The organism is Bacillus sp. FSL W8-1127, assembly GCF_038006725.1.
Lineage (GTDB): Bacteria > Bacillota > Bacilli > Bacillales > DSM-4216 > Bacillus_O > Bacillus_O smithii.
The window spans coordinates 1,501,603-1,518,643 of record NZ_JBBOVU010000001.1 but is presented as its reverse complement, the minus strand read 5'-3'; the positions used below and the strand labels follow the sequence as shown (position 1 = coordinate 1,518,643).

At 39.2% G+C, this 17,041-nt stretch carries 16 protein-coding genes and 1 pseudogene; 6 read left to right on the top strand and 11 right to left on the bottom strand.

Annotated elements, in window-relative coordinates:
• Positions 1-286: 286 nt before the first annotated feature.
• The 5 genes from NST12_RS07225 to NST12_RS07205 all read right to left on the bottom strand — a co-directional run bounded on the left by NST12_RS07225 (position 287) and on the right by NST12_RS07205 (position 5,432).
• A complete protein-coding gene (locus tag NST12_RS07225) occupies positions 287-604 on the bottom strand; it encodes a heme biosynthesis protein HemY (RefSeq protein WP_048623241.1) in 318 nt (105 codons plus the stop codon).
• A 205-nt stretch (positions 605-809) separates the two neighbouring features.
• The gene (locus NST12_RS07220) at positions 810-1,646 is read right to left on the bottom strand and encodes a uroporphyrinogen-III synthase (protein ID WP_048623240.1); all 837 of its coding nucleotides are present in this window, start codon (positions 1,644-1,646) and stop codon (positions 810-812) included.
• A 34-nt stretch (positions 1,647-1,680) separates the two neighbouring features.
• Positions 1,681-2,646 carry an MBL fold metallo-hydrolase gene (locus tag NST12_RS07215; RefSeq protein WP_048624432.1) on the bottom strand — a complete coding sequence of 322 codons (966 nt, stop codon included), beginning with the start codon at positions 2,644-2,646 and terminating at the stop codon, positions 1,681-1,683.
• Between the two features lie 261 nt (positions 2,647-2,907).
• Positions 2,908-4,914 carry a molybdopterin-containing oxidoreductase family protein gene (locus tag NST12_RS07210; protein WP_048624431.1) on the bottom strand — a complete coding sequence of 669 codons (2,007 nt, stop codon included), beginning with the start codon at positions 4,912-4,914 and terminating at the stop codon, positions 2,908-2,910.
• Positions 4,915-5,225: 311 nt separating this feature from the next.
• Positions 5,226-5,432: a hypothetical protein gene (locus NST12_RS07205; RefSeq protein WP_048623239.1), complete on the bottom strand. Its 207-nt coding sequence runs from the start codon at positions 5,430-5,432 to the stop codon at positions 5,226-5,228.
• Between the two features lie 412 nt (positions 5,433-5,844).
• Between NST12_RS07205 and NST12_RS07200 the strand changes: the two genes are divergently transcribed.
• Entirely contained in the window at positions 5,845-6,480 is a 636-nt protein-coding gene (locus NST12_RS07200; protein ID WP_048623238.1) for a LysE family transporter, read from the top strand.
• On the opposite strand, the gene NST12_RS07195 is transcribed toward NST12_RS07200, so the two are convergent.
• Positions 6,477-7,820 carry an amino acid permease gene (locus NST12_RS07195; protein ID WP_341100737.1) on the bottom strand — a complete coding sequence of 448 codons (1,344 nt, stop codon included), beginning with the start codon at positions 7,818-7,820 and terminating at the stop codon, positions 6,477-6,479. The genes NST12_RS07200 and NST12_RS07195 overlap by 4 nt on opposite strands.
• Positions 7,821-8,036: 216 nt before the next feature.
• Here NST12_RS07195 and NST12_RS07190 point away from each other — a divergent pair, with 216 nt between their 5' ends.
• Positions 8,037-8,753: a metallophosphoesterase family protein gene (locus tag NST12_RS07190; RefSeq protein WP_048623236.1), complete on the top strand. Its 717-nt coding sequence runs from the start codon at positions 8,037-8,039 to the stop codon at positions 8,751-8,753.
• Between the two features lie 165 nt (positions 8,754-8,918).
• Here the strand turns inward: NST12_RS07190 and NST12_RS07185 are convergent, their stop codons facing one another.
• Complete coding sequence (locus tag NST12_RS07185) at positions 8,919-9,125, bottom strand: YbxH family protein (RefSeq protein WP_003352780.1); 207 nt, start codon at positions 9,123-9,125, stop codon at positions 8,919-8,921.
• A gap of 228 nt (positions 9,126-9,353) precedes the next feature.
• Positions 9,354-9,488 (bottom strand): hypothetical protein, encoded by a 135-nt coding sequence (locus NST12_RS07180; protein WP_261794203.1) that lies wholly within the window; start codon positions 9,486-9,488, stop codon positions 9,354-9,356.
• 414 nt (positions 9,489-9,902) lie between these two features.
• Here NST12_RS07180 and NST12_RS07175 point away from each other — a divergent pair, with 414 nt between their 5' ends.
• From NST12_RS07175 to msrA, 3 genes are all read left to right on the top strand, one after another.
• On the top strand, positions 9,903-11,786 hold the full coding sequence (locus tag NST12_RS07175) for an electron transport protein (protein ID WP_445662339.1): 1,884 nt from the start codon (positions 9,903-9,905) through the stop codon (positions 11,784-11,786).
• 256 nt (positions 11,787-12,042) lie between these two features.
• On the top strand, positions 12,043-12,375 hold the full coding sequence (locus tag NST12_RS07170; protein WP_341029248.1) for a winged helix-turn-helix transcriptional regulator: 333 nt from the start codon (positions 12,043-12,045) through the stop codon (positions 12,373-12,375).
• 437 nt (positions 12,376-12,812) lie between these two features.
• Positions 12,813-13,343: a peptide-methionine (S)-S-oxide reductase MsrA gene (gene msrA, locus NST12_RS07165; RefSeq protein ID WP_048623233.1), complete on the top strand. Its 531-nt coding sequence runs from the start codon at positions 12,813-12,815 to the stop codon at positions 13,341-13,343.
• Positions 13,344-13,777: 434 nt separating this feature from the next.
• On the opposite strand, the gene NST12_RS07160 is transcribed toward msrA, so the two are convergent.
• The 3 genes from NST12_RS07160 to NST12_RS07150 form a co-directional block, all read right to left on the bottom strand.
• Positions 13,778-14,446, bottom strand: a complete 669-nt coding sequence (locus tag NST12_RS07160) for a DUF2642 domain-containing protein (protein WP_341029245.1) — start codon at positions 14,444-14,446, stop codon at positions 13,778-13,780.
• 238 nt (positions 14,447-14,684) lie between these two features.
• Positions 14,685-15,587: a spore coat protein gene (locus NST12_RS07155; RefSeq protein WP_341100733.1), complete on the bottom strand. Its 903-nt coding sequence runs from the start codon at positions 15,585-15,587 to the stop codon at positions 14,685-14,687.
• 109 nt (positions 15,588-15,696) lie between these two features.
• Complete coding sequence (locus NST12_RS07150) at positions 15,697-16,785, bottom strand: CotH kinase family protein (RefSeq protein WP_341029244.1); 1,089 nt, start codon at positions 16,783-16,785, stop codon at positions 15,697-15,699.
• A gap of 205 nt (positions 16,786-16,990) precedes the next feature.
• Between NST12_RS07150 and NST12_RS17065 the strand changes: the two are divergent.
• A pseudogene (locus NST12_RS17065) lies at positions 16,991-17,041 on the top strand (hypothetical protein); the annotation flags it as partial.

Sequence of the window (17,041 nt, the reverse complement as noted above, 5' to 3'; positions counted from 1 at the left end):
CGCGAAAAAACGGCATATAAAAAATGAAGATAATATCTGTTCACGGTTTTAGCCAAGTTGCCATATTTCCTGCTTCATACTTTACGATGTCACACTCCTCATAAAATAAAACCTTTGTTCAATCATTTCTTTTGCAGTCACATAGAACAATAAAAAAGCAAGATTTAGCATTTTTCAACACCAGCCAGAATATGTTTAAAATGGACAGAAAAAGAGCTGATCCTTTTGCCTTTTGAACAAAAGACAAGCGCTAAAGGATGGCTTGTCTTTTGTGAATGATTAATTATTAATGATGATGGTGATGCTGGTGAGCTTCTTTCTCTTTCCATGGGTTTGTAATGACGAATTCTTCCTGAGGTACGTAGAAATATTGGACCCAAACTCCGTCTAAAAACTCTTCGCGTCGATCTAATAAGATATCGATATCTTTATCCGTATTCACGATTTCATCATGTTCTGTTGGAGTATCAAGCTTAATTCCATAATGAGCATGATCACCGTGAATTTCCGTAATATATACTCGAATCATTTTTCCTTCCGCTTCCGGGCTTTCCAGCATTTTTTTTAATACTTTCGCTGCATTACGATTTAGTTTGCATTTCATCAAAATCACTCCTCTTTCAAACAAATACCTTACCATTATCCCCTTTTTTTGATAAAAATGAAACTAATGTGCTTAATGTTTGAAAAAGAAATTGATTCAATCCTCGATGAAAGAAAAGACAAGGCGGATCACTTGATTGTTCGTTTAGGGAAAACGCCAAAAAGCTGGCAAACGCAGAGGAAAAAACCGCTTCGTGAAAGCGACTTCAAACATTGTCTTCGACTTTTTCTGATTGTTGCTGATAATAACGGGATAGTTCTATAATCATCGCTCCCATACGTTCGTTTTCCGGAACGAGATAACGGTCAATCCCTTCCTCTTGCAAAGCTTCTGCCGTTACTTTCCCCACGGCGACAGGCAAAACTGTATTACGAAATGCCCTGACCAGTTCTTCATCCAATCTTTGTGATTTAGCAAACGAAAATAAAGAGTGAACTTGTATCGCGCTCGTGAAACAAACGGCATCCACGTCATGCTGCAAAATTTCCTGACATAATGTATCCACTGTTTCCCGTTTCGGCGGAATATGCTGATAAGGAAGAATCTCTAAAATATCCGAAACGCCTTGATCTTGAAAAAATTGCTTCAATCGAGGAGCTTTTTCTCCATGCAGCTGTATCGTAACCTTCTTTCCTGAAAAATCGGTTCCTTGTAGCGCTCGTATCAGTCCTCTTGTCGTACCATCTTCATCAACGACGACCGGTTGAATTCCGATCTTTTTAAGAGCAGCGATCGTCTTATAGCCTCTTGCGGCAACACTCGTGGTTCGGATCCTATGTAAAAATTTTTCTTGTATTCCGATCTTTTCTGCCAAGTCCAAAAGCGTTTGTACTCCCGCTCCGGTTGTAAACACGGTCCAGTCCGATCCTTCATCAACAAATTTCCGCAAATCCGGCTCCACTTCCTTTTCTGCTTTGAAAACGGTTCCTTGAAGTGGACGGACGATCGGTGTTCCGCCTTGTTTTTCGATTAATGTGCTCATCTCTTCTGTTTTTCGCGAACCGCCAATCACGATTCGCTTACCTGATAGACCTTTACTCAATGTGACCCCTCCTTGTTGAAAGCCGCTCGAACGATTATTTCTCAGATTCAGCCATTCTTTTTTGAAAATAATCAACAATTCCCATCGAGCAGATCGTTAAATCTAAATCGAGTATTTCATAAACGTTTGAAGTGCGTGGCACCTTTCGTTCATCCAAATATCGAGTAACTTTTTTCTTTAATGTTTGATAAACGGCCTCCGTCTTTTTTTCAAAAGAAAGGTTGCTGTCGGCCACTTGCTGTCCTGCTTCTACAAATATAGGAAGCCAAAATCGTAATTGCCGGAAAGCAGCGGATGGATCTTCACTCATTCCAAAATGGCCAAAATAAATCCGGCTAATCCCTAGTTTCTCAATTCGATCAGCAGATTGGAGCATTGCTTCCGGATTAAAATGATTCGGAGAAGTTGTAGGCAAATAAAAATCCAGTCCATTTTCCAAAAGCGGAGTATAGATAATCCCAACTGTATCTCCCGTAAAGATACCGTTGCTTTTCGGGTCATAAATAGAAAAATGATGATAAGCATGGCCTGGTGTATCCAAAAACGTAAGTATACGGTCATGACCAATTTCCAGCGTTTCCCCATCCCGTTTCACGATTAAACGATCTTCCGGAACAGGCACAACAGGTTCAAAAAACTCTTCGAATTTTTCGCCATATACAGCCTTTGCCCCTTGGATCAATCTCGATGGATCGATAAGATGTCGTTTCCCCTTTGGATGTACAATCACTTTTGCTTTCGGGCATTTTTCCAAAAGCAGTCCTGCTCCTCCAGCGTGATCGAGATGAATATGTGTCACAATGATGTATTGAATGTCAGCAGCCTTTAGCCCCAACTGTTCCAATCCCTGCAGAATATAAGGGATAGATGGACTTCCACTTGTTTCAATAATCGTCAATTTTTCTTCTTGAATTACATATGTTCCCGTTCTTTTTTCACGTCCTAAATCCCGTACGTCCAATAACGAAATCCCGTGGCCCAAATATTGCGCACTTGGCATTGTATCCCCTCTTTCCAAATGATTCTCCCTCCCTAATACTACTAGTTTAACAGTTTGCGGAAGTAATGGAAAGTTCGGAAAAATGTTTCATTTTATTTGCATGAAAAAAATCCGTTTTGAATATATAAGTCGCAAAGGCTGACACTCCAGCATACATTTAGGCTTGCAGCAACCTTTTCAAACGTATTTGCTCTAAAATACTTTGCATTTCCTTTTTTTACAAGCGAAAAAACTGACGATCCTTTCATCGTCAGCTAAAACTTACTGGCTCTCTTTTTGAACTTCTACAAAAGTAGAAAAAAAGCAAGCTCCTCCTCCCATGTCTGCCAATTGCTGCGACGTTAAAACATTGACGGATTGGAATCCGGATTGTTCGTCATCCCACCAAAGTCCTTGAATTACGGCGGTTCCTTTTAAACAATCTTCTGTGACGTTTGCGAACAAACGGCAGCGCCCCCTCTGATTGTAAACAATGACCATATCGTCTGTTTTGATTCCGCGTTGTATAGCATCTTTTGGATGGATTTGCAGCCGAGGTTTTCCTTCAAATTTTTTTAATGCAGCTATATTTCCAAAAGTAGAATTTAAGAATTGATGATTGGGTCCAGAAATCAACATGAGAGGGAATTTTTTCTCCATTGGTTGAATAGGAGTAAATACAGGGACAGGCGGCAACCCCTCTTTTTTCATCCTTTCCGAGTAAAATTCCACTTTTTTGGATGGAGTGGGAAAGTACTGCGGAAAAGTATTGTTTGCAGCGCCTATTTTGACATAGCCCTTTTTCTTTAATTCGTCATAATCGATGCCGATATCCTCTACAATTTCTTTTATCATCTCTTCTTCAGTAACACGAAATGCCACATCATCAAATCCCATACGCTCCGCTAGTTCCTTAAACAAGGTAAAATTCGATTTTGCTTCTCCTTGAGGAGGAATGACCGGCTCGTGAAGCTGCAAATACAGATGCCAGTATGATTTATACAGGTCCCAATTTTCGAAATGAGTGGTTGCAGGAAGAACGATATCTGCATAACGGCAAGTATCCGTAAGAAACTGATCATGAACAACGGTAAATAAATCGTCCCGCAACAATCCGGCTCTTACCTTTTGTTGATCAGGTGCTACTTGCGCCGGATTACTGTTATACACAAACAACACTTTAATCGGGCGAGACCGATCAAGCAGAGCATTTCCGAGCTGATTCATGTTAATGGTGTAGGCGCGAGGATTTTGATGGAGATCAGGACGTTGGATTTTATAATGATGAAAAGGAAAAAAACCACTGTTTCCTTTTAAAGCACCTCCACCACGAATTCCCCACTGTCCGGTTAAAGCCGGCAAACATGCGATGGCACGGACGGCCATCCCGCCATTTTCATGATGCTGCAAGCCATTTCCAATTCTAATAAAAGAAGGAGTGGTTTGACCGTATAATCTCGCCAATGAAAGAATCTCTTCCTCAGAAAGGCCTGTCCATTTTGCCGTGATGGAAGGAGTATAAGCTAAAGCCTCCTTTTTTAATTCTTCAAAGCCGATTGTATATTTTTGAATAAAATCTGTATCAATCAAGTTTTCTTGAATCAGTACATGCATCAAGCCAATCGCTAACGCTGCATCCGTTCCGGGTCGGATCTGCAAAAAACAATCAGCCCATTTTGCAGTACGGTTGCGATGCGTATCGATGACAACAATTTTCGCTCCACGTTTTTTGGCTTCATTGGCATAGAGTACTTGATGCAAATTAGTGCTCACGGCATTGCAGCCCCAAATCAAAATGAGCTTAGAATAAATCGTTTCTTCTGGATCAATGCCTTTGTTTGCCCCCATCGTGTATCGAAATCCTTGCGCTCCGGCCGAATTGCAAATCGTCCGATCCAAAAAACTGGCGCCTAATTTATGAAAAAATCTCCGATCCATCCCTTCGCTGTTTAATATCCCCATATTTCCATAAAAGCTGTAAGGCAAAATGGCTTCACTGCCATAAGTTTGGATCACCCGCTGAAATCGTGTAACGATTTCATCATAAGCTTCCTCCCAAGATATCCTTTGAAAAGTCATCGTCCCCTTTTTTCCCGTTCTTTTTAACGGATAAAGAACACGCTCTTTGTGATAGGTTCTTTCCGGGAATTTTCGAACTTTATGGCAAATGACCCCTTTTGTCACGGGATGATCTTTGTTCCCCTCCACTTTTACAATTCTTCCATTTCGTTTTTCCACCATTAAACTGCAAGCATCCGGACAATCCAGCGGACAAACAGATCGGACCATTGTCACCTTGTCTTCCAACAGTATCTCCCTCCCACGATGAAAGCTTACTAGTGATTATAACAAATGTGGCATTTATGTTCACTTTCATTATATAAAAGTTTACTTATCAAATATCATGATGAAAAATCACCTTACACAAAAAAACAAACATGATTTAAAGAATTTTCACTGATCGCTTTTCAATCAAAAAACTGCTCGTCCCAAATTTCAAAAACAATTGCTTCCTTGAACGAATCCATTCTTTTTTAGTACTACTCTCTAAAATTTTCCTTTAAAAAAGACCCTTGGATTCATCCAAGGGCCAGCGACTTCTAAAAATTGACGGGTCGTTTTTTTCTCTTCCGAACAGAGAGTTTGTATTTTTCCATCTGTTCATTCCATTTGTCCCATTTCTCTTGCTCTTCCAATTGCTTAAAATATTTGGCCAAATAAAACGGGACTATCAAAAACACGATGTAAACGCTTCCAATCAAAAATTTAATAATGGATAGCATATGCTCACCCAAAAATGCCCACATCCTTTACGCCTCCCTTTCTATTGGTATCTTATGAAATTTTTGTCTATTTTATGAATTTTATTTGTCTATTTCGTGGCAAAATAAAAAATCCTGCATAAGCACCATATTTTTATTGAAAATTCAGAATATTTTCATGATATTCCTTCCAGCCTTATTGCTTCGATATGGATCGTCTCCAATAATTTTTTTACACAAAAGAGACTTTTCGTTTTCATGCTTACGGTCATTATCCATCCGCATCCGCCTTTTTCTATTTTGGGTTGATCTTTTGTCAAACTCCCTCCACGCATTTACATCACATTTCATCATTTTTCTATTAACTGGATATTATCTTTTTTCCAAAAGCTTGAGTTATACAAGTCTTTCTTTTGGAATAGAATCTTACGAGCAAAGAACGTGGAGGGTAGACTCAATGAGCGTCAGTTTATTTGTCAGTTATCTTCTTTTAGGATTATCGTTGGCGGCACCGATCGGACCGATTAATGCCGCTCAATTGGACAAAGGAATCAAAAACGGTTTTATGCACGCCTGGCTTGTCGGCGTCGGCGCTCTCATTGCAGACGCGTTTTATATGATGCTTGTTTATCTTGGTTTTGTCCGTTTTCTTGACGCTCCTTTCATCCAAGCCTTTCTTTGGTTGTTCGGATTTTTTGTACTTGTTTACACTGGCGTTGAAAGTCTTTTAACGGCCGGAAAAATTTCTGCAAATGTTCACCGAAGCAGCCAACCGCTTTTTAAAACGTTTATTTCCGGTTTTTTTATGTCTTTGTCCAATCCGTTAACCATTTTATTTTGGTTGGGGATTTACGGTTCGGTGCTGGCTAAAACAGCCACTACTTACGGAAAAGAGCAATTGTTCTTTTTGAGCGGAACCATCTTCGCGGGTATTTTTTTATGGGATCTAACGATGGCATTTATCGCTAGCAGTTTTCGCAAACTTTTGTCCACCAACTTTTTGTATTTGACTTCTTTTCTATCCGGTCTGTCGCTCGTCGGTTTTGGCTTTTATTTCGGTTTTCAAGGTATTATGACTCTCATCGCCCATTAAACAGGAGCCGGTTTTTGCTCCTTTTTCCAATTGGATCGCATTTTCAGCACTACAATGGCAACGATTCCGACAAACAATAAGCTGCCGAAAAAACCAAATCGACTCGTTTTTTCCAATAAAGTACCGCTAACCGCCAAAATGATGAGCACCATCCCTGACCATCTCTTTGTTTTGCCCCATGCGTTTAATTCGATCAGCCGCCTTGAATAGAGAAGAATAAAAAACCAATTATACAAAAGCATTAAACCGGCGGCAGTTGTAATATATTCATACACTTTATCCGGCATCGCGAGCGCCAATATAACGGAAGCGGCCATTCCTGCCGCCGTCAAACCCAGAGCTTTTACAGGAACTTTTAATTTCCATTTCCCATTTTTTGCTAACGCAGCAGGGGCATCTCCATCTTGCGCTAACATCACAAGCATAGATGTAATCGAAAACAAGGAAGCGCACATCGTGGAAAAACCGGCGATAATGAACGCTCCGTTAAAAATATGCGGGAAAAACGGCAGGTGATAGTCATTTAAAGCGATGACAAAAGGACTTTCCTTCGAATAAAAGGCCTTCCAAGAATCCATCATCACCGCCAAACCGAGAGAGAGGCAGTAAATGAGTGCCAGCAAAAAAAGCATGAAGCTTCCGGATTTTGGGGCATCTTCTTTTTTCCGCAAGCGAATCGCCAGTATTCCCATGATTTCAATCCCGCCAAATGAATAAAAGGCGTAGATGAGTGAAGCCCAAACTCCTATGACTCCATTCGGAAATAGTTGTTGGATAGTAGTTGGTACTCGAAAGCCATTTCCTCCGTCTAAAACTCCACATAATGCAAGCAAAGCGATCACAATAAACATCAAAATGGCGGAAACTTTCATAACGGCAAAAACATTTTCTAGCCTGTCAAAACCTTTCGTACCCGTTAATACAACCATAATCCCCAAAACGGCATAACCGGCTGCAAAGACCCATAATGGGACATTTGGAAACCAGAAACGCGAAAATATCGATAACGCAGTCATTTGGCTTCCCATAATTAACATTTCCGAACACCAATAAACCCACCCTGTGGAAAATCCAGCCCATCGTCCATAAGCTTTTTTGGCATAAGATCTAAAAGAGCCTTTTTGCGGGTCATTTTTTGTCATTTTTGCTAACGCATCAAAAACGATGTAAGTGGAAATTGCCGCAAGAATATAAGAAAGGATGACGGATGGCCCAGCATTGCGGATGGCAAGACCGGATCCAAGGAAATAGCCGGTGCCGATTATGCAGCCGACCCCGATTAAGGATAACTGCCACCATTCAAGCTGCCCCTCCTTAGAAGAACTTTTGTTTCTGTCCATGTCCATGCACTCCCTTTACTTCTTTTCCTACTATATTGTTCGTTAACGAAAGCGATTTATTCTGTCATTTCTAGTCTTGATTCATCTTCATCCATGCCTTTTCAAATTGGTCGGAACCCACCAAATGTGGTATAAAAAGAATGGAATTGCCTTTACTGACTGGCAACTTAAAGTTGATTCCAATATCCTTTTCAAGGAAAAAGAGGTGCATAATGAATGAAAGCTGCTTTTATCTCTGATATTCATGGAAATGCATTCGCACTCGAAGCCGTTTTGGACGATATCGCCAAAAAACAGATCGATCAAATTTATGTACTGGGTGATCTTTGCTTTCGAGGGCCGAATCCAAAACAAGCTTTAGACCTGATTCGTTCATTGAATGCCAATGTGATCAAAGGAAATGCCGACGAATGGGTGGTACGCGGCATTCAAAAAGGAGAAGTACCGGATAAGGCGCTGGATGTAATGAAAAAGGAACGAGAATGGACAGTCGCTCATCTAGATTCAGCGGATATCGATTATTTACAAAACCTTCCGCAAACTCTCCAAATCGACTTGAACGGTAAGGCAATCCTAGCGTTTCACGCAACTCCAAACAGCTTATTTGACATCATCCGTCCCGACACCGATGATGTTCATTTGGAAAAAAGGCTAATGGCCGAAAACATGGCTGATTTTTATATTTATGGTCATATTCATTTACCTTATATCCGTTTCTTGAACGGCAAAACAGTATTGAATATTGGCAGCGTCGGATTACCGTTCGACGGCCAAGCGATGGCTTCTTATGGTATCGTGGAAGCAGAAGATGGAAATGTACGCGTTTCTATTGAACGAGTAAACTATGATATTGAAAAAACAGTACAGCAATATATGGAAAACGATTATCCTAATAAAGCCATGGTTGATGTTGTGCGAAACGGTCGGCTGTAATATCCAACATGGTTCAAACGTGTCCTTCCCAAGAATGAAGGTTAGACATATACGGAGTATGTTTTGGTATTCTTCTTCAATGCGTTTCATCATAAGGAATGCCAAAGAAAAGGGCTGATCTTTAAATCAAGCCCTTTTCAATCAGTTTTGCCATATCACATGACTCTAATTTGAAGATGGCGTAATCCGATTGTTTTTACAATATTGTTCTACTAACTCCTCAATTTGATCAACATCCGGATATTTTCCCGAAAAATCAAATGTAATTTCATCCAGATATTTTCCATTTCGATACACATGGACAGCACCTTTTTGATAAGTCACACTGAACTCCGGCACAAACCGATATCCGTTCCGTTCAATCGCTCCCATTCGATCCCCCCTTTTTATTTTGCTCTTTTAGAAATCCAACGCTCCCTGCACTAAGCAAAAGGACAAATGGATCAATTCTCCCATTGTTCTTTATTGCTTCCTTATAGTCATGTCTTTTGCTCTTTGCTATCGAATTCTCACTATCCAATATTTGGTGAGAAGGATCATGGAGCGATAAGAAGTAGTCAAAACGATAACCACGGACTCTTCCTGTTTTTGTTACTGTTTTCAATTGATTTTCTTTTTCTCTTCCCTTTTTGATGCGCTTTTGATTAACTTTCCATCGAAACGATCGGGGGCTTTTCCCGCTCCAAGGGCTATGTTGGAAATTGGCAACTGTTCTAATTCTTTTCCGCTCGGCAAATGATTCACCTCCTTACTACATTGCAAGTTTTTTTAGTATACCCTTTGCCGTTTTAATTTACTGGTCGAGTGACCCCCATTTTGCGTCCATTCAAAATCTACATTTGTTTCTTTATGAACTCATTTTCTAATCGATTTTCTTTTTACAATACACAAGCTACATCCAACCATAAATATCAACCATCATACGGAAATAAAGTTCCACTGAACCGCCTTCACTTGTCGGAATAAACGCTGTGTTTTCTAGAAACAATAAAAAACGTTGGCTGCCCACTGTATCTTAAATTCGATACGTTGTTTCAAAACATCTTCTTTCCAAAATCTTTATTTCCAAAACATTCATCATCTAAGTCATTCATCTGGTTTCCAACATTCCATCATAAAAGAGCAACAGGACGACGGGGGATCGCTTTGATAAACAAGTCTTGGTTTATAGCCATCATAGGATTCATCATTTTTATCGCAGCCATTGTTTATTTTATAGATCTTGATTATGCCTATGTCCCTGATAAAGAGGACATCATCAGTTCTTATCGAAATGTAAACAGCTATGATTGGTACGGACAAACACTCAGTCTCTCTGAAGGAAATGCAAAAAAACTTTCAGAAAAGAATGGTGCGGTGAAAGTGGACCATGATTTGTTTGAAAAAGGAAGAGACGCTTTCTATAAAGAAACATTTGGAAACGAAGTATTCCTTACAGATATAATCGGCATTTTGGATGGACCGTTAACGGCACCTAATTTGATGAAAGCCATCCTTGCTCTAAAAGGGGAAGGTACAACCAATTTAAAAGTAGAACTGGCAAAAGACGTTAAGATCGGCGGGCAATCATTCAAAAAAGGTCAGATGATTTCAACAGGACTTGATGTTCCAAAAGGTTCTTTTGCTCCTTTAGGTATGCCTGTTTCATTTTCTAAAGGAGAGTTAAAAGCTGGCATTAGCTGCGCGGCTTGCCACGCGACGGTCGATCAAGAAACGAAGCGTGTAGTGGAAGGCGCCCCCAACTCAGATTTAAATGCAGGTCTGCTCCTTGCTTTAGCACCCAATACAGCCGCCTATTTCACTCACGCGAATATTTCTAATTTTTCTCAATTCCTTCAAAAACAGGGGAATCTTAAACTTCCCAATAAAGAAAAATTAGAAGAGTCGGTAGACAAGACATTGCTCCTGTGGCCACCAGGGAATTTTGACTCCACGATTGATTTAAAAGGAAATCCAGCTCAAATCCCTTCCTCTTTTACCTTTCAAAATTTCCCTTATAGTTGGAGTGGATTTGGCATGGCTGGTTCATTCCACGGATTAACCGTTTTTAACAATAATGTTCATGCTCAAAATTCCGATTCCCTTTCACAAGCAGATATTGCCAAACCGCTCTTTGACATTGAGAAAGAAACCTATATTGGAACCATTTTGCAAAATGCGGCTAATCCAAAATTTCGGTTCGATCCAAGCAAAGGAAAAAGCCCTTCCGCTTTTTTCGCTGAAGTGGATCCGACGCCTGCAGCCCCAGGAATAAACGAAATGGTCAAACCTCCGACATTTCCAAACGTATCTCCGGTTGCCCCGGATGGTTTAATCGTCAGCAGCCCTGGGTTTCATTTTAATGAACAAAACAATGCAATGTCTGCTTTTCAAAATGCGCTCGTTCCACCTAAACCGAACATAACCATTAGCAAATCGGAAACCGATGATGGGTATAACGTTTTTTCGAAAGCAGGATGCATTAAATGTCATGCCGGCTCTTATTTTACTAACCATCAAATCGTTTCAGCGGACGAAATTGGGACAGAACCGTCAAGAGCAAAAGCTCTGGCCAAAACGGCTAAAATTTTTGCAGAGCCTCTTCTCTATTCACCGACTGAGAATGTGCCGATCAGAAAAAATGCACGTGTGCTGAAAATCCCGATGGACAACATTGACGAACAACAGCTGCGATTAGGTTTTGCACACGATGGAAAAGGCGGTTATAAAACGCCCAGCTTGATCGGCCTTTATTGGCAAGCACCTTATCTTCATGACGGTGGCGTTGCAGTAGGGTATGAACATAACTACGGCCTTACCGGCACACTTCTCAAAGGAAAACCGGTCGATCCATACAGAAGCATCATCGCGCTTGTGGATCGAAAAGAACGCCAAAAAGTCATAAAAGCGAATGCCCCTCTCCATTCCGTCCATATAACAGGTGATGGCCATTCTTTCTGGGTCGATCAAGAGAGCGGCTTTACGAAGAAAGAACAGATAGCTTTAGCGAAATATTTGCTATCGTTAAACAAAGGCCGGACGGAACAAAAATAAACGTGCTAAAAAGGATCTAATGATTTTATTCATCAGATCCTTTTAAATTGGTTTTGTGAATCATTATCCAAAATTTACCATTAATGTATTTGATTAAATTTTTCTCTAAGCTGAGAAACGCAAAAAAACTGATTTAAATTGATCCCAATTCTAATTTGAATCATTTTCAAAACTAGAAACATTTCCATCTGCTATTGACTATGAAAGATTACAAGCATATGAATTTAGGTTATAATGGGTTCCAGAGGTGATCATATTGAGCCAATCAACCTTATGTCCCAAATTTGAAAAAGCAATGAACATTATCAGCAAACGTTGGACAGGTTTTATCATACATCAACTGCTTTCAGGTCCACAGCGTTTCTGCACCATTGAATCTTCTATTCCGATCAGTGGTCGACTGTTATCCGAAAGACTAAAGGAATTGGAGCAAGAAGGAATTGTCAATCGAAAAGTATATCCAGAAACACCGGTAAGAATCGAGTACTCTTTGACGGAAAAAGGGAAAGCATTAGAACCCTTCATACGGGAGCTGGAAAATTGGGCAAACGAATGGGTGGTCATTGAAGATCACTGTGAACACGAGTAAGGCAAAGCTTCATTCATGGCTTTGCCGCCGCAACGAATCCCCTGCTTCCTGTGATATGAAGATGATCTGTTCCTGAAAAATGTAAGTCATTATGATCTGTTTATCGATGAAAGAACGACTCCTATTCGTTGTATTGTGAACCATCAAAACTTTGTTGTATTCTTCATTTTAAAAAATCTTTGAAATGAGTTTGTTTTCGCTTTTATTCAAGGTCATCACCGAAAGATAATTGGCCTCACACGAATCATCCCGACACCACTATTTCCCTTTTCAATTTATTCTGGATGCCGATGCGATTCTCGATCTCCTGCTCCTTCCTTTCAACTTTTTTCTACATACACAAGAATGGCTGTTTCATCTCTTTTATTGCCGTCTTATTTCTTTTAGTGATAAAATGAGCATTGTATCGTGAAACCAACGTTTTGAGGTGTTTAAAAATGAAAAAGCAATTAGAAAAAGCAACGTTTGCCGGTGGATGTTTTTGGTGCATGGTAAAACCTTTTGATCAATGGGATGGCATTCATAAGGTAACTTCCGGTTATACAGGAGGACATGTAGAAAATCCAACCTATGAACAAGTCAAATCCGGCAAAACAGGTCATTATGAAGCAGTGGAAATTCTTTATGATCCAACTGTTTTTCCTTACAGCAAAATTTTAGAAATTTATTGGCAGCAAATTGATCCGACAGATGATGGCGGACAATTCCATGACCGAGGAGACAACTACCGAACGGCCATTTTTTATCATACAGAAGAGCAACGAAAATTGGCAGAGGAATCAAAAGAACGCCTCGAAAAAAGCGGTAAATTCAAAAAACCGATTGTAACTAAAATTTTGCCTGCTTCTACTTTCTACCCTGCAGAGGACTATCACCAAGATTTTTATAAAAAAAATCCAGAAGAATACAAGAAAGACAGAGAAAAATCTGGACGGGATCTTTTTATCAAGGAACATTGGGGCAAATAGACAGTTTAACTTTCTATTTGGTCGTTTTTCCTTTAAACGATCATTTTGCTAGTGGCGTAAAATCATGAAATCAACATAAACAAGCAGACGGAAATATGTATCTGCTTGTTTATTTTTTGGGTTGGAATTGGTCATTCAGTATACCAGTTTCTTTCTTAGCCTTATATGCATACAATGCCAATGATCAATCGATGTCGAAACGACATTTTTAGGGAGCGAAATGACCACTCATTGATTTCATAACTCTTTTCCTTACTTCTATAGCGACTTTGATTGATACAGCTTGTTCGTCATTCGAGCGACTGCCGGTTATGCTCTAGTCAGTTCGGATTCCTTTTATTTTTCAATTTATAAGTTCATTTAAGTTGTCCATTTTTAAAGCTTCAGCGTGTCCATTATTCTTCAAAACAAATGAGTCGTTATTCATTGGTTTTTTAAGGGAGATGAAACATTTTCAAATGAGAGAGCTTCCAAAAAACCGTTCGACTATCTGCCGCGGCAAGTTTGACCATATTGTTCTCTACGTTTTTCAACAGTCCGATTTTGTCTGCTTCCTCTCCCAAATCAAAAACCACTAACGTTTCTTTGTATTTTTTTAATTGTTCTTCAAACGATCTAGCCAACGGGATGTTCAAAGGAACGACAGGAAGTTCTTTGCTGCTTAGCGTATATGGGGTGGATGGAACAGAGTATGGTGTAAACCACTTTAAATGGTGCATGGAAATAAAAATAGTTTTATAAACGGGAGAGTAAAATACGATGTAATCATTTAATACACTCGTAATATAACCATGGAGGGATTTGTTTTTGGCAGCGAATAATTCAAGAAAATGTCCTTTTGCTTTTAACAGTGTTTTTCGGTAAGAAAGTTCATGATCGTCATCTTTAAAGCCGACGGTCACAGGCGGTTGAACGCCTGTCAATTCGTTTTTGCTCCGTTCTTTAATGTTATGGACATGCAAAAAAGGAATATAAAAATCTTTGCGTCCATCAAACAGGACTAATATATCAGAGCCAATATCCATTAAAATTCCATAAAGCTTAGTCTTATCGGATATCTCCAATTCAATTTCCGTGCCGATATATTTTTTTAATTGTTCCATCTTATTCTCCTTCCTATCCTATAATAATACCAGGTGCACCAGCGTCGCATATACTCATGCACCCAGCACGATGGCAATGATTGTGGATATCGGTTTTCCGTTCTCAATAATCGTTTTCTTTCTCTACCTCATCCTTTTGTTCCGCTATGATGGATCACTATTTTTAATTCTGGCTGTGGAGCGAGAGGTGCTATATCTTATTTTGGATTCTATCCGATCTTATGGAAGTTCTTCTTAACTATGCAGATCTAGAATGGAATCGTTTTTCAGATCGTCTTCCGGATCGTCTTCCGGATTGTCTTTCGAGGGATGGTTTTTTTTCTTTGTGGAGTGATCTTAGTGGAGGATCTTCCTCTGCTTCAATTTGGTCGTTTTCTTCTTTTTTATCCGTTTTTGGACCTATACTTATGCATTTAATATGAAACGGATTGATTCGTATAATTTCATGGTTGTTCGTAATGGTGAAATATCCTCCAGCATTTTCCACTAAAATGCCTTCCAAAGCATCGGGACCTCGGCGATTGATCAATACCCATTTATGCATCAATTGATCAAAAAGATCGGCAAAATATTCGGCTTTTAATATCTCGTGGCTTATAGAAGTCGAAGGTTTGGATGACACTGAAACCATTGTTTGATCAGATTCTTTCGTTTCGGTTAAATGATTAGATTTTATTCCCTTAGATAGTTTCAATGCACTTTTCACATGATCAAGATTAAAATACACGATCTCGTTGTTTTCCAATGCCAAGATAATATAATCGTTGCTTGTTTCCAGTAATGTCCCGACAACCAAATCAGGCCCGCCTTGATTGATTTGAATATATTCGTTTTTTAAGTGGCGGAATAGATCACTAAAGCTCTCCTCTTTAATAAAATCCAACTCCTCGTCCAGTTCCTTTACTGGTTGATTGGCTTTGGAATCTTCACTTACGCTTTTGACATGATGAATTTGATAATAAACGATCGTATTATGTTCAAGCTCTAAAACAATATAATCTGACTGAACGTCCAACAAACGTCCCGTTTTTGCTTCGGGATCGTTGCGATATATAGTAACCATCCGTCCTTTTAAGGATTCTAAAAAGGATTGAAATCGCTCCTTGTTGCACTGATGGTTCAAATTCGATTTCTTATTCATTCATATCCTCCTTGTTCGTGATCCATATGGTATAACTACAGTGCATGTATACTCATCACAAGGAAGAGATGAACCTTGTAGTTGCCTATTCACAAAAATTTCCACCTTACTAATCCAATACTTGTAAATGATTTCGAATATAATTTCCTCTTTTTTCAATAAAACGCAAGATGAGTTCAGGTTCATTTTCAAATAGCATCTGACGGTCTCTTATATAGGGATCTTTTTGTACATACGGTTTAATTTGTTTGTAGAGCTGTTCCACTTTCGGCTGCAAGTTTGCAACGGTATATTTTTCTTCCAATATTTCTTGCAAAATCAATTGATACTTTTTTCGAAACGAGGGAACGTCCAGAAGTCGAGCTGTAAGAGTATTATATCCTTGAATTCTTACATAATCTTCCGACATTTCCTTTCCATTGATGTCCCTTCCCCATGTTGCATCATAATCCCAAGGGATAATTTCAAATAAACCCGTTTCCCTGTTCAGATATAACGCGTAATTATGAACAAATCCATCGTAATTTTGAGTGCAGACGATTCCTGAAAGCCAGTATAGATATTGCTCGACATGAAAATATTTTTGAATCTCTTTTTCAAATTCCGCCCGCGGAGTAGTATTCAATTTAAGAATCATCTCTTGCAAGTAAAATATGTCTTGTTCATTCCCCCATTTCATTTCATATCCTAAATCCAACGAACGTTTCACTTCCTTGTCTAGATCACTCATTAATGAAAAATTGGCATCCCCATCCACCGCATAAAAAATGGCCCCTTCTGGCAAGCTCCTTTTCTTAAGAAAACATTCATCTACAGATTCCAATTCTAAATAGATCCCTTCGTTTCGGCCATTTATGGACAAAAAAATATGCTGGGAACGCGGCGACAATACGCCTATTTCGTTGAAGAAATCAAATGATAATTTATTTCGGATGACGGCCGGATCTTTAAACTCTGCATTCAGATGAATTTCTTTCGCTCCCCTGTATATTTGGGGTTTATAAAAAGCGATATGATAAGATTTTTTTTTAAATTTTCTGATATGCGAACCACGATAAGCTATATCAATTTCAAGCTTCTTGTTGCCTATTTTTAATTTTGCCGGCAGTGGTTCATCGTTCCAAATATCTCTTCTCAGCTCTTGGTAATCTTTAGGATGGATATAAAGTTCATATTGAGTCAAGTTGTTTTTATCCATCTCTCTCCTCCTCGCTCCATATAAAGAAATCTCGCATGATTACTATAATCATATGAAAAAAATAAGAGGGTGACACCTGAAGACACCTTCATAATTTTTTTACAAAAACTACATATTTGTCTCAGGCAATTCCTCATTGTCCTCATACTATGAATCGTGAAAAGAAATTTACATTTTTTATATAATTTTTAAAGGAGGTTTTCACATGGGACAGATCACCCATGATGATATTAAAGAGGCCGTTGAAAAAGCAACT

What these genes read in the sequence shown, in the direction of transcription:
- NST12_RS07225 (WP_048623241.1), bottom strand. Translation starts at nt 604, where the DNA reads ATGAAATGCAAACTAAATCGTAATGCAGCGAAAGTATTAAAAAAAATG.
- NST12_RS07215 (WP_048624432.1), bottom strand. Translation starts at nt 2,646, where the DNA reads ATGCCAAGTGCGCAATATTTGGGCCACGGGATTTCGTTATTGGACGTA.
- NST12_RS07210 (WP_048624431.1), bottom strand. Translation starts at nt 4,914, where the DNA reads ATGGTCCGATCTGTTTGTCCGCTGGATTGTCCGGATGCTTGCAGTTTA.
- NST12_RS07205 (WP_048623239.1), bottom strand. Translation starts at nt 5,432, where the DNA reads ATGTGGGCATTTTTGGGTGAGCATATGCTATCCATTATTAAATTTTTG.
- NST12_RS07200 (WP_048623238.1), top strand. Translation starts at nt 5,845, where the DNA reads ATGAGCGTCAGTTTATTTGTCAGTTATCTTCTTTTAGGATTATCGTTG.
- NST12_RS07195 (WP_341100737.1), bottom strand. Translation starts at nt 7,820, where the DNA reads ATGGACAGAAACAAAAGTTCTTCTAAGGAGGGGCAGCTTGAATGGTGG.
- NST12_RS07190 (WP_048623236.1), top strand. Translation starts at nt 8,037, where the DNA reads ATGAAAGCTGCTTTTATCTCTGATATTCATGGAAATGCATTCGCACTC.
- NST12_RS07185 (WP_003352780.1), bottom strand. Translation starts at nt 9,125, where the DNA reads ATGGGAGCGATTGAACGGAACGGATATCGGTTTGTGCCGGAGTTCAGT.
- msrA (WP_048623233.1), top strand. Translation starts at nt 12,813, where the DNA reads ATGAAAAAGCAATTAGAAAAAGCAACGTTTGCCGGTGGATGTTTTTGG.
- NST12_RS07160 (WP_341029245.1), bottom strand. Translation starts at nt 14,446, where the DNA reads ATGGAACAATTAAAAAAATATATCGGCACGGAAATTGAATTGGAGATA.
- NST12_RS07155 (WP_341100733.1), bottom strand. Translation starts at nt 15,587, where the DNA reads ATGAATAAGAAATCGAATTTGAACCATCAGTGCAACAAGGAGCGATTT.
- NST12_RS07150 (WP_341029244.1), bottom strand. Translation starts at nt 16,785, where the DNA reads ATGGATAAAAACAACTTGACTCAATATGAACTTTATATCCATCCTAAA.